This is a genomic window from Streptomyces beijiangensis (genome assembly GCF_017315755.1).
Lineage (GTDB): Bacteria > Actinomycetota > Actinomycetes > Streptomycetales > Streptomycetaceae > Streptomyces > Streptomyces beijiangensis.
In genome coordinates this window covers 1-11952 of the sequence record NZ_JAFLRJ010000426.1, presented here as the reverse complement: position 1 = coordinate 11952, position 11952 = coordinate 1, and the positions used below count along the sequence as shown (strand labels likewise).

The 11952-nt window shown below is 69.2% G+C and carries 8 protein-coding genes; 5 read left to right on the top strand and 3 right to left on the bottom strand.

Going from position 1 to position 11952, the window contains the following annotated elements; genetic code table 11:
* Positions 1 to 2638, bottom strand: a 2638-nt coding sequence (locus tag J0695_RS33520; protein ID WP_206968536.1) for a glycoside hydrolase family 3 C-terminal domain-containing protein, incomplete at its 3' end; no start/stop codon positions are given.
* 301 nt (positions 2639 to 2939) lie between these two features.
* On the opposite strand from J0695_RS33520, the gene J0695_RS33515 reads away from it, so the two are divergent.
* From J0695_RS33515 to J0695_RS33495, 5 genes are all read left to right on the top strand, one after another.
* Positions 2940 to 4619 carry a type 2 periplasmic-binding domain-containing protein gene (locus tag J0695_RS33515; RefSeq protein ID WP_206968535.1) on the top strand — a complete coding sequence of 560 codons (1680 nt, stop codon included), beginning with the start codon at positions 2940 to 2942 and terminating at the stop codon, positions 4617 to 4619.
* Between the two features lie 140 nt (positions 4620 to 4759).
* A complete protein-coding gene (locus J0695_RS33510; RefSeq protein WP_307798852.1) occupies positions 4760 to 5758 on the top strand; it encodes an ABC transporter permease in 999 nt (332 codons plus the stop codon).
* Positions 5755 to 6690, top strand: coding sequence for a carbohydrate ABC transporter permease (locus J0695_RS33505; RefSeq protein ID WP_372445861.1), 936 nt, complete (start codon positions 5755 to 5757; stop codon positions 6688 to 6690). The genes J0695_RS33510 and J0695_RS33505 overlap by 4 nt, the downstream gene beginning before the upstream one ends.
* A 171-nt stretch (positions 6691 to 6861) precedes the next feature.
* A complete protein-coding gene (locus J0695_RS33500) occupies positions 6862 to 8838 on the top strand; it encodes a beta-galactosidase (protein WP_206968534.1) in 1977 nt (658 codons plus the stop codon).
* A gap of 128 nt (positions 8839 to 8966) precedes the next feature.
* Positions 8967 to 9674, top strand: a complete 708-nt coding sequence (locus J0695_RS33495) for a GH12 family glycosyl hydrolase domain-containing protein (protein WP_206968533.1) — start codon at positions 8967 to 8969, stop codon at positions 9672 to 9674.
* Between the two features lie 58 nt (positions 9675 to 9732).
* Here J0695_RS33495 and J0695_RS33490 read toward each other — a convergent pair whose 3' ends face one another.
* Positions 9733 to 10746: a LacI family DNA-binding transcriptional regulator gene (locus J0695_RS33490; protein WP_206968532.1), complete on the bottom strand. Its 1014-nt coding sequence runs from the start codon at positions 10744 to 10746 to the stop codon at positions 9733 to 9735.
* A 146-nt stretch (positions 10747 to 10892) separates the two neighbouring features.
* The coding region (locus J0695_RS33485; protein WP_242553530.1) for a WD40/YVTN/BNR-like repeat-containing protein at positions 10893 to 11952 on the bottom strand (1060 nt) is incomplete at its 5' end.

The following is an 11952-nucleotide window of genomic DNA, read 5'->3' as shown; positions in this document are numbered from 1 at the left end:
CCACCACGACCGTGACCCCGCCGACCCCTGCCCCGAAGTCACACGCGCGGAAGACCAGTTCGCCTTCGGCGCCCCCGGTCGCGGCCACCGCGTCCCCCGACACCTTCGTCCGGTCCACGATCTCCGTACCGCGCTGCTCGTCGAAGTCCGCCGCACCGAGACCGTGCGTCCGCACGGGACGCGGGCCGGCCGGGTCGCCCTCCATGGCCAGTGACGCGGTGAGCCTGACGTCCGTACTGGAGGCGCCGGCCAGGAGTTCGTACGTACCCGGCTCGACCGCCCAGCGCCCGTGCGCCACGTCCCAGTGGCCCAGCGCCGAGACCGGGACGTCGAAGGAGACCCGCTCCGACCCGCCCGGGGACAGGTGCAGCCTTCGGTGCGCGACGAGTTCTCGCGACGGGCGCGGGACGGACGCGTCGACCGCCCGTGCGTACAGCTGCGCCACCTCGTCGGACGCCACCGCACCCGTGTTGGTGACGGTGAACCCCACCCGCACCAGGTCCCCGTCGCGCTCGGCGGTCAGGCCCTCGTAACCGAAGGAGGCGTAGGAGAGGCCGTGCCCGAAGGCGTACAGGGGCGTGCCCTCGAAGTACAGATACGTCTGGCGTGAGCCGATGATGTCGTAGTCCAGCAGGTCAGGGAGGTCCGCGTCGGATCCGTACCAGGTCTGCGGAAGCCGCCCGGCCGGTGAGACGTCCCCCGCCAGGACTCGCGCCAACGCGGTGCCCGCCGCCTGGCCGCCGTGCGCGGTCCACAGCAGGGCGGGGAGTTCGGCCTGGGCTTCGGGAACGGCGTACGGATACGCCGAGGTCATCACCAGCGCCGTACGCGGGTTGGCCGCGCTGGCCGCACGCCACAGACGGTCCTGCTGGGGCGGCAGCGCGAGCGTCGGCCGGTCCTCGGTCTCGCGGCCGTTGATGTGGGGGTCGTTGCCGGCCACCACGATCACGACGTCCGCGTCCGCCGCCGCCCGCGCCACCGCGTCCTCGCCGCGCTCAGCGGTCTCGATCTCAAAAACTTCTCCGGCCTCGGCAACCTTTACGCCGTCGGCGGCAACCGAGACGTGACGACCCGTCCCTGTGTGCCTGAGGAGGTGCCCGCCGTCGTGCTCTTCCAGCGTGAACGTCTCCTGGACGACCCAGCCGCCCGGCTGGTCCGCGGAGGCTCGTACGAACCCGTCGTCGGCGACCGACAGATACCGTCCGTCCGCCGCCCGCAGGGTGAGTACGCCACCACCCCAGTCGGTCAGCGCCAGTTCGGACGGAGCGTCACCGCAGGTCAGCGGCGGCAGGTCGGTGCGTCCCGCGAGCAGCGCCGGGTCGAGCGCGCCCTCCGCGCCGCGCGCATCGGCCGCGCCCTCGGCTGCCTCCGCGACCTGGAGCCAGCCCGCCGCGCACCTGATCCGTACGCGGTCCACGCCCTCGGCGAAAGTGACGTTCGCGGCGCCGAACCGCTCGTACAGCGCGTCGAGCGGGGTGGAGCGGTGGATGAGCGTGCCGCTGTACCAGTCGGTCTTGCACTCGTCGGCGAGCAGGCCGACGACCGCGATGCGCGCGCCGTCGGCGAGCGGCAGCAGGCCGTCGTTCTTGAGGAGCACCACGGCCTGTTCGGCGGCTTCGAGAGCCAGCGCACGATGCTCAGGGGTGTCGAAATCGTCGGTCGCCGCGTACGGGTCGGTCTCCGGGTCGAACTCGCCGAGCATGAAGCGGACGGCGAGCTGACGGCGTACGGCCGCCTCGATGTCGTCCTCGTCGATCAGCCCCTGCCGGAGCGCGCCGCTGATCCGGCCGGTCATGACCGAGGAGTCCGTGCCGTGGTCGGTGAAGCTGTCGACGCCTGCCTTGAGTGCGGCCGCGGTGGCCTCCTCATGGGTGTCGAAGTAGTGCTCGGAATCGACCAGGTTGGAGGGCGCGCCCGCATCCGAACAGATCAGGAGAGGCTGGTCGGTCCAGGCACGGAGGTGCTCTCCGAGGTACGGGGAGACATGGTTGGGGCGCCCGTTGACCAGGTTGTACGCGGGCATGACACCCGCCACGGCCCCCGCCTCCACCGCGCCGCGGAACGCTCTCAGGTCGTACTCGTGCAGCACGCGCGGTCGCACCGAGGACGACGAAGTGTCCCGGTTCACCTCGTTGTTGTGGGCGAGCCAGTGCTTGAGCACGGGGGCGGTGCGCCAGAAACGCGGGTGGTCGCCGCGCAGTCCGCGGGTGTACGCGACCGCGATGGCGGAGGTGAGGGCGGCGTCCTCGGAGTAGCCCTCCTCACCCCTCCCCCAGAGCGGGTTCCTCAGCAGATTCACAGTCGGCGCCCATACGTTGAGGCCGACCCTGCCGTCCTGCGCACGCATGGCACGGACCTCGGTGCCGACGGCCTCGCCGACCCGGCGTACGAGCTCCTCGTTCCAACTGGCGCCGAGCCCCACGGCCTGCGGGAAGACCGTCGCGCGTCCCATCCAGGCAACCCCGTGCAGCGCCTCCTGCCCGGTACGGAAGGCGGCCACGCCAAGCCGCTCCACGGCGGGTGCGAACTGGTGCAGCATCGCGATCCGCTCCCCGGTCGTGAGCCGCGCGAGGAGATCGTCGATGCGCTTGTCCTGCGACAACTGCGGGTCACGGAAGGGCGGCTGGAGGTCGGTCACGCGCACATCTCCTTACAGAGATTGGAGGTTGATCTTTCGAAGCGCTTCGATGCTGAGTTGCGGCGGAGTCAAGTGTCAAGACACAGAGGGGTTACAACTCAACCGTCACCTAGACCTGGCTGGGAAATGGATCAGAAACACACGCGAGGTTTCTTGAAATCAACTCTTGTGCGGTCAGACCCGGTCACTTAATGTCGCAGCAACATCGAAGCGCTTCGACAGACAGCGCTCCACCTCTGACACAGGAGCCGACCGGCGGGTGTCCCGCCATGTGTCCTGGTGTGCCACGAAGGGTTACGCAATGACGCCGAACACCCCCTCTGCCCCAAGCCGGAGAACCTTCCTCTCCTCCACCGCGGCAGCCGCGCTCGCAGTGGGCGGCGGCCTGCCCCTGCTGGCCGCCTGCGGCAGCAGCGACACGGGCAGCAAGGAGGGCACCACCGCCGGGAAGTCCGCGCAGAAGCTCCTCCCGGCCTTTGTGGCGCGGAACGTCGTGACACCCGACATCGCCGCCAAGAACGGGTCGGCGGCCGGCTTCACCCAGGCGATAGCCGCCGACCAGCTCAAGGCCTCGGTCGAAAGCAAGCTGGGCAAGGGCAGCAAGATCAAGATCATGTCGCCGTTCTGGGGCACCCCGCCCGCCAACGACAACACGTACTACAAGGCCATGAACGCGGCCATCGGCGTCGAGACCACCTGGCAGAACCAGGACGGCAACACCTACGACCAGAAGCTCGGCGCGGTGCTCGCCTCCAGTGCGATCCCCGACGTCGTGGTCGTCCCCGGCTGGAACCTCGGCGGCAAGATCCCCACGGCGATCAACGCCAAGTTCGAGGACCTCGGCCCGTATCTCTCCGGCGACAAGGTCAAGGCGTACCCGAACCTCGCGGCGATCCCGAGCGACGCCTGGCAGCGCTCGATCTTCGGCGGCAAACTGCGCGGGCTGCCGATGCCGGCCTCGTACGTCACCAACATCGCGCCGTTCTACCGCAAGGACATCTTCGAGGCGAAGGGCTGGACCCTGCCCAAGAGCGCGGACGAATTCCTCGCGCTCGCCAAGGAGATCACCAGCGCCAAGGCGAAGGTGTGGGCCTGCGACGACATGTCGTGGACGGCGTACAACATGTTCGGGGTGCTCAACGGCAGCGACAAGGCGCTCGGCTGGAACCTGGAGAGCGGCAAGCTCATCAACCGCATCGAGACCGACGGATACCTCGAAGCGCTGGAGTGGACCCGCAAGCTGTTCTCGTCCGGGGTCGTCCATCCCGACGCCAAGGCGCAGAACCAGGGCGACGCGGGCAACCGCTTCACGGCCGGACAGGTGCTGATCTACAACAACGACCTCTCCGGCTGGTACGGCAAGAGCGCCGAACAGGCCGCCGCCAACCCCAAGTTCAAGATGGCCGCCATGGACATCTTCGGCCACGACGGCGGTGACCCGAAGCTGTGGGCCACCAACCCCGCCGGGATCTGGGCCTTCATCAAGAAGGGCAGCTCGAAGGCCGTGATCGCGGACATCCTGGCGATCGCCAACTTCTGTTCGGCGCCGTACGGAACCAAGGAGCGGATGCTCACCGACTACGGCGTCGAGGGCTCCGACTACACCGTCAAGAACAACCTGCCCGTCAAGACCGACACGGGCAACGCCGAGGTCAACGGCGCCTGGGGCTACATGTCCAGCTCGGCCGCCTACGTCGCCCACCCCGATATGCCCGACATCACCAAGGCCATGGTCGAGTGGCAGCAGCGCATGGGCGCATTCACCACCAAGTCCTCGTTCTACGGAATGACGATCACCGAGCCCAGCCGGTGGACCAACCTGATGAACGACTTCGAGCAGCTGGAGAAGGACATCGTCCGCGGCCGCAAGAAGGTCAGCGACATGCAGCAGGCCGTGTCCGAGTGGAAGTCCAAGGGCGGCGACCAGCTCCGCGACTGGTACAAGAAGCTGCTCGACGCCAACGGAACCACGGCGAGCTGAGCCGCTTTCCCCACCGGAGTCGACTCCCGACGGGCCGGCGGACAGCACTCCGCCGGCCCCCGGGCTTGAACAAGGAGCAGACCGTGTCCCACACGGTGCCGGGCACCCCCCGGACACAGGACAGCGCCCCGCCGGAGGCGGTGGACGGACCCGCCGAACCGGCCCATGCGACCGGAACGGGCAGCCGCCCGGCGAAGGCAGCGGCGTCCTCGAAGGTCCCGTTCCGACGCCGTCTGCGGCAGGACCGCACGCTGATCCTGATGACCGTACCCGCGCTCCTGCTGGTCCTGGTCTTCAACTACGTGCCGATCTTCGGCAACATCATCGCCTTCCAGGACTACGACCCGTACGTCTCCACGAACGGCGTCACCGCGATCCTGCACAGCCCCTGGGTCGGCATCCAGCAGTTCCGGACGGTCTTCGCCGATCCGCAGTTCTGGCACGCGGTCGAGAACACCTTCCTTCTCTTCTTCCTCCAGCTGGTCCTCTTCTTCCCGATACCGATCGCGCTGGCCCTGCTCATCAACAGCGTGGTCCGCCCCCGGGTGCGCGCGATGGCCCAGGCCATCCTGTATCTGCCGCACTTCTTCTCCTGGGTGCTCGTCGTCACCGTCTTCCAGCAGATCTTCGGCGGCGCCGGCATCATCGCGCAGACACTGCGGGAGCACGGGCACGAGGGCTTCGACATCATGACCGACCCGGCGATCTTCAAGTTCCTGGTCACCGCCGAGGGGATCTGGAAGGACGCGGGCTGGAGCATCATCGTCTTCCTCGCCGCACTGGCCGCCGTCAACACGGATCTGTACGAGGCCGCGGCGATGGACGGCGCGAACCGGTGGCGCCGTATGTGGCACGTGACGATGCCCGCCCTGCGCCCGGTCATCGCGCTGCTCCTGGTGCTGCGCGTCGGCGACGCACTCACCGTCGGCTTCGAGCAACTCCTGCTGCAGCGCGACGCGGTGGGACCCGGTGCAGCCGAGGTCCTCGACACCTTCGTGTGGTGGACCGGTATCCGCAACCAGGACTTCAGCTATGCGGCGGCGGCAGGACTGATCAAGGGTGTCGTCGGCATCGTCCTGGTCCTCACCGCGAACAAGATCGCCCATCTCATGGGCGAGCAGGGGGTGTACAAGAAGTGACTGCCGTGATGTGGAAGCCGGCGAAGGAACCGGGCCGCTGGGCCGCCCCGCCGAGGCCCGTCTGGGAGGAGGCCCCCTCCCGGGCCGGTATCACCGCCAAGAGCTTCGGTCTCGGCCTGGCCTGTCTCGCGGTCCTCGTCCCGCTGTGGATCGTCGTCGTCACCAGCCTGGCGTCGAAGAAGACCATCACCCGGGCCGGTGGTCTGGTGGTCGTCCCCAGGGACATCACGTTCATCGCCTACAAGGAGCTGCTCAGCGGCGGCCAGGTAACCCGCGCGGCGCTCATCAGCGTCGGGGTGACCGTCGTCGGCACGGTCTTCTCCATGGCCGTCTCGATCCTGTGCGCCTACGGCCTCTCCCGCCCGGGCTCGCTCGGGCACCGGCTCATCCTGATGCTGCTGATGGCCACCATGTTCTTCGGCGCGGGACTGATCCCCACCTATCTGCTGGTGCAGACGCTGGGGCTGACGGACTCCTATCTGGCGCTGATCCTGCCGAGCGCGGTGAGCATCTTCAACATCCTGGTGCTGCGCGGGTTCTTCATGGGCATCTCGCCGGAACTGACCGACAGCGCCCGGATCGACGGTGCGGGCGACTTCCGGATCCTCTGGCAGATCGTGATGCCGCTCTCCCGGGCGGTCATCGCGGTGATCACGCTCTTCTACGCCGTCGGCTACTGGAGCGCCTGGTTCAACGCCTCGATCTACCTCAGCGACCAGCAGATGATGCCGCTGCAGAACGTGCTGATCCAGCTGGTGCAGAAGCAGGAGATCCCGGTCGGTCTCACCCAGGCCGTCAGGGCCGGGCCGCTGTCCGGGTTGGCCGTCCAGATGGCCGTCATGGTGCTGGCGCTGCTGCCCGTCGCCGTCCTCTCCCCCTTCGTACAGAAGCACTTCAAGAAGGGCATGCTCACCGGCGCCGTCAAGGGCTGACCCTTCTTCTCCCCTGCCCCCGCCCAGGCGCGGTGGGGTCTGCTCTGCCGTGCCCGCACGCGCCTCCTGGACCGGAGCCACGATCTCCGGCGACCTCCGCATCCACGGCCGTGTCCATCTGGACACCAACGGCCGCGGCATCCAGTACGCCGACCCCGAGTGAGAGCCACGATGACCGATCTCTCCGACGCCACAGGCCGCCAGATCCTCTTCGGCGGCGACTACAACCCCGAACAGTGGCCCGAGGAGGTGTGGGCCGATGACGTACGCCTCATGCAGGAGGCCGGCGTCAACTCCGTGACGCTCGGCGTCTTCTCCTGGGCGAAGCTCGAACCACGCCCCGGTGCCCGCGATTTCGGCTGGCTCGACCGGCTGATGGACCTTTTGCACGCCCACTCCATCGGTGTCGTCCTCGCCACCCCGACCGCGTCCCCGCCGCCCTGGATGGGCCACCGCCACCCCGAGACGCTCCCGCGCGACGAGCACGGCCAGACCGTCTGGTACGGCTCCCGCCAGCAGTTCTGCCCCTCCAGTCCCGTCTACCGCGCGTACGCCACCGCGCTCACCGAGGACCTCGCCGCCCGGTACGGCGGCCACCCGGCCCTGCGCGTGTGGCACATCAACAACGAGTACTGCACCCACTGCTGGTGCGACGGGACCGCGGACCACTTCCGCCGCTGGCTCACCGCGAAGTACGCCACCCTCGACGCCCTCAACGAGGCCTGGGGCACGGCCTTCTGGAGCCAGCGCTACGACGACTGGTCCGAGATCATCCCGCCCCGCCGCGCCCAGTACATGAAGAACCCGGGCCAGGTCCTGGACTTCAAGCGCTTCACCTCCGACGCCCTCCTGGAGTGTTACGAGGCCGAGCGCGACATCGTCGCCCGGCACACCCCGCAGATCCCGGTCACCACCAACTTCATGCCGTTCTGGACGGGCCAGGACGCCTGGAAGTGGTCCGAGCGCGAGGACGTCGTCTCCGTCGACAGCTATCCGGACCCCGCGGACGCGTGGGGCGGCCAGTACAACGCCATGATCGGCGACATGACCCGCTCGCAGGCCCGCGGCCCGTGGATGCTGATGGAGCAGGCGGCGGGCCCGGTCAACTGGCGGGGCGTCAACCACCCCAAGCCGCGCGGCCTCAACCGTCTCTGGTCCCTGCAGTCCGTCGCCCGGGGCGCCGACGCGATCTGCTACTTCCAGTGGCGCCAGTCCCGCCAGGGCGCGGAGAAATTCCACTCCGGGATGCTCAGCCACGCGGGCGAACAGGGCCGCACGTACCAGGAGATCAAGCAGCTGGGCGCCGAACTGACCACGCTCTCCGAGGCGGCAACCGGCACCACGACACCCGCCGAGATCGCGATCCTGCACGACTGGGAGTCCTGGTGGGCGGATCAGCAGGACGGCCGGATCTCCTCCGAGGTCGACTACCCGGAGGTGGTACGAGCCTGGCACCGCGCCCTCTGGGAGGCGGGCCGCACCACTGATTTCGCCCACCCCGCGCACGACTTGAGTGCGTACACGATGGTCGTGATCCCCCACCTCTATCTGCTGACCGACACGTCGATCGACAACCTGCTTTCCTATGTACGCGGCGGGGGCACCCTGGTCTGCGGTTTCCACACCGGCACCGCCGACGAGGACGACCGCATCAGGGCGGGCGGCATGGACGCCCGGCTGCGTGAGCTCTTCGGCATCACCACACTCCAGGAGTGGTGGCCGCTGGACGCGGGCACGACGGTCGACTGCGACGGCTTCCGCGCCACCCTCTGGTCGGAGGAGCTGACCGCATCGGCGGAGGCCGAGACCGTCGCCTCGTACAAGGGCGGCGAACTCGACGGGCTCCCCGCGGTCCTGCGCAACGGCCGCGCCTGGTACGTCTCCACCCTCCCCGAGCCGGACGCGCTCCGCGATCTCCTCGCGCGGGTGGCCGACGGCGCCGGGGCCGCTCCCGTACTACCAGGGGCGCCCGCAGCGGTGGAGGCCGTACGCCGCGGTGACCTGCTCTTCCTCCTGCACCACGGCCGCGACACGGTCACCGTGCCGGTACCCGGCCGCCACCACGACCTGCTCACCGGCACGACCGTGGACGGGTCACTCGACCTGGGCCGGTTCGGTGTCGCCGTACTCCGCGAGGTCGGTCCGTGATCCAGGGGACCTGACAACCCCACCGAAGACTCCGCCGGCGCCCCCCTATCGCACCTGGAAGCCGGCGTGGACTGCGTCCTCACCCTGGGGCCGCAGTGGCACTTCCCCCCACCATGGAAGGGACACCCATGGCACGTCAGAAGTTCGCCCGACTCCTGCTCGCCCCCATAGCCGCGCTGCTCACCCTGATCGGCTTCGCCGCGTCCCCCGCCCAGGCCGCCGTCTGGTCCTCGTCCGACCAGTGGGGCAACTACACCACCTCGGACGGCTACACGATCTACAACAACATCTGGGGTTCGGGCGCCGGATCGCAGACCGTCTGGGCCAACTCCTCCAGCAACTGGGGCGTATGGGCCGACCATCCCGCGACCGGCGGCATCAAGTCCTACCCGAACGCCAAGAAGGTGATCGGCAAGTCGATCACCTCACTCGCCTCACTGACCAGCAGCTACAACGTCACCGTCCCGTCCTCGGGCGCGTACAACACCTCGTACGACATCTGGGACACCGGCTACGCCAACGAGATCATGCTCTGGGTCAACTACAACGGTGCCGTCGGCGCGCTCGGCAGCTCGGTCGGCAACGTCACCCTCGGCTCGCACACCTGGACCGTGTACGTCGGCTCCAACGGCGCCAACAACGTGTACTCGTTCCTGCGCACGTCCGACTCCACCTCGGGCACGGTCGACATCCTGTCGGTCCTGAAGTGGCTCAAGGACACCAAGGGCTACATCGGCAACGTGACGGTCGGCGACGTCCAGTTCGGCTACGAGATCACCTCGTCTGCGGGCGGTCTGAACTTCAACACCAACAGTTTCAGCGTCTCCAGCCGCTGAGCCGCCCCGGGCCGTCCCCGCGATGCCTCCAGTGCACCGGGGGCGGCCCTCCGCCGCGTCAGCCCGCAGCGGGCGCGGGTCCCGAACTGGCGCGGACCGTCAGCTCCGGCTTGAGGAGCTCGGCCTCCTCCACGCTCCGGCCGTCGAGCTTGGCGACGACCTTCTCGACCGCCCTGCGGCCCATTTCCTGCGCGGGGATGGCGACGGAGGTGACCCGCACCGAGGCCTGCACGGCGACCTGTTCGGGGCAGACGGCGACGACCGAGATGTCCTCGGGAACGGCACGACCCTGCTGACGGAGCAGATTGAGCAACGGCTCCACGGCGGACTCGTTCTGTACGACGAAACCGGTGGTGCCCGGACGCTCGTCGAAGATCCGGGCGAGCGTCGCGGCCATGGCCGCGAACCCGCCCTCGCAGGGCCGGTGCAGTACGCGCACACCCAGCCCGACGGCGCGTTTCCGCACTCCGTGCATGGTCCGCTCGGCGAACCCGGTGTGGCGCTCGTACACGGCGGCGGCCTCCCCGATCACGGCGATCTCCCGGTGACCCAGTCCGGCGAGGTGTTCCACGCAGAGGGCGCCGGTGGCCGCGAAGTCGAGGTCCACACAGGTGAATCCGTCCGGATCGGCGGGCAGTCCGATGAGGACGGCCGGGGTCTCGGACTCGCGCAGCAGCGGGAGGCGTTCGTCGTCCAGCTGTACGTCCATGAGGATCATGGCGTCGGCCAGCGCGCTGCCCGCGATCCTGCGCACGGCTTCCGGACCCTCCTCGCCGGTGAGCAGCAGGACGTCGTATCCGTGCGTACGGGCGGTGGTGGCGACGGCGATGGCGATCTCCATCATCACCGGTACGTACATGTCGGTGCGCAGGGGCACCATCAGCGCGATGATGTTGGAACGGCTGCTGGCCAGGGCGCGGGCGCCCGCGTTGGGGTGGTAGCCGAGCTCCTTGATGCTCAGCTCGACGCGTTCGCGGGTGGCGGCGGAGATGGTCCGCTTCCCGCTGAGGACGTAACTCACCGTGCTGGCCGATACTCCGGCGTGCCTGGCGACCTCCGCTAGGGTGACCATTCAGCTCTCCATGACGGTCTGTACGAAGCGCTTCGACTGTGTGTTCCGCGCCTCCGACATGCATCGGAGATTCGACCCTAGACGCCCGGTGACCAGCTGTCCAGGGAAATGTCGAAGCGCTTCGACAGCCCCGTCGAGGGCCGCGGCTACGGCTCCAGCCGCGCCACCCGCCCCTTCTCTCCCGATGCCCAGCAGCCGAAGTCGGCCGCGCAGTCGACCGTGTCGTACGAACCAGGGTCGACGGTGCGCCAGTTGCGGCCACCGTCCACCGTCAGATCGGTGCCGGTCGGGCCCACCGCCAGTGCGGCCGTACGGCTGTGCGGCAGCCAGGCGACGCCCGAACGGTAGGCGGGCGGCGGGGTCGTGGACTGCCGCCAGCTCCGGCCCCCGTCACCGGTCACCGCACCGGCCTGCGGCGACGGTTCGCCGGCCCGGTAGTCGCCGCCGACCGCGAGTCCGTGCGTACGGTCGCGGAAGGCGAGGCCGAAGACGCCGCGTGCGGGGTCGCCGCCCGGGATCGTCGACTCGGCGGCCGTCCAGTGCAGCCCGCGGTCGGAGGAGTGCAGTACCCGGCCGGTCGCGCCACCGCCCGTCGCCAGCCAGACGTCACTCGGTCCCGAACTCACCAGGCACTGGCCGCTCGCGGCGAAGCCCGCCTCGCCCGGCAGGGCCGCCGGCATTCCGGCACTGGGCAGCACCTTCCACCGGCGGCCGCCGTCCGAGGTCGACAGGATGCGGTACTTGCCGTCCACTGGGTCGCTCATCGCGAGGCCGTGCCGGCTGTCGAAGAAGGTGATGCAGTCGTAGAAGGCCTTGGCGTCGGTGTTGCGGAAGGACTCGGTCCAGGTCGCCCCGCCGTCCTCGGTACGCAGGACGCGCGACGCCTCTCCCTCGCCGATCGCCAGGACCACCGCGCGCCGCCCGTCGAAGGCCTCGACGTCTCTGAACTCCAGCGCCTCGGCGGCCGCCCCGGGCGGCGAGACGTCCTTCCAGCTCCGGCCTCCGTCGGAGGTGCGCAGCACCGTGCCCTTGGATCCGGCCACCCAGGCGGTGGTGCGGCTGACCGCGGACAGACCGCGGAAGCGCGCGTCGGTGCCGGTGTCCTTGAGCTGCCAGCCGGGCAGGTGGCCCGTTGCCGACTGTCCCGCTTGCGCATCCGCTTGCCCGGCGACCGCCTGTGCGGGGGCGGCGAGGGCCGCGACGAGC

Excerpts from the sequence above, each read along its gene's own strand:
- J0695_RS33515 (WP_206968535.1), top strand. The coding sequence starts at position 2,940 with ATGACGCCGAACACCCCCTCTGCCCCAAGCCGGAGAACCTTCCTCTCC.
- J0695_RS33500 (WP_206968534.1), top strand. The coding sequence starts at position 6,862 with ATGACCGATCTCTCCGACGCCACAGGCCGCCAGATCCTCTTCGGCGGC.
- J0695_RS33495 (WP_206968533.1), top strand. The coding sequence starts at position 8,967 with ATGGCACGTCAGAAGTTCGCCCGACTCCTGCTCGCCCCCATAGCCGCG.
- J0695_RS33490 (WP_206968532.1), bottom strand. The coding sequence starts at position 10,746 with ATGGTCACCCTAGCGGAGGTCGCCAGGCACGCCGGAGTATCGGCCAGC.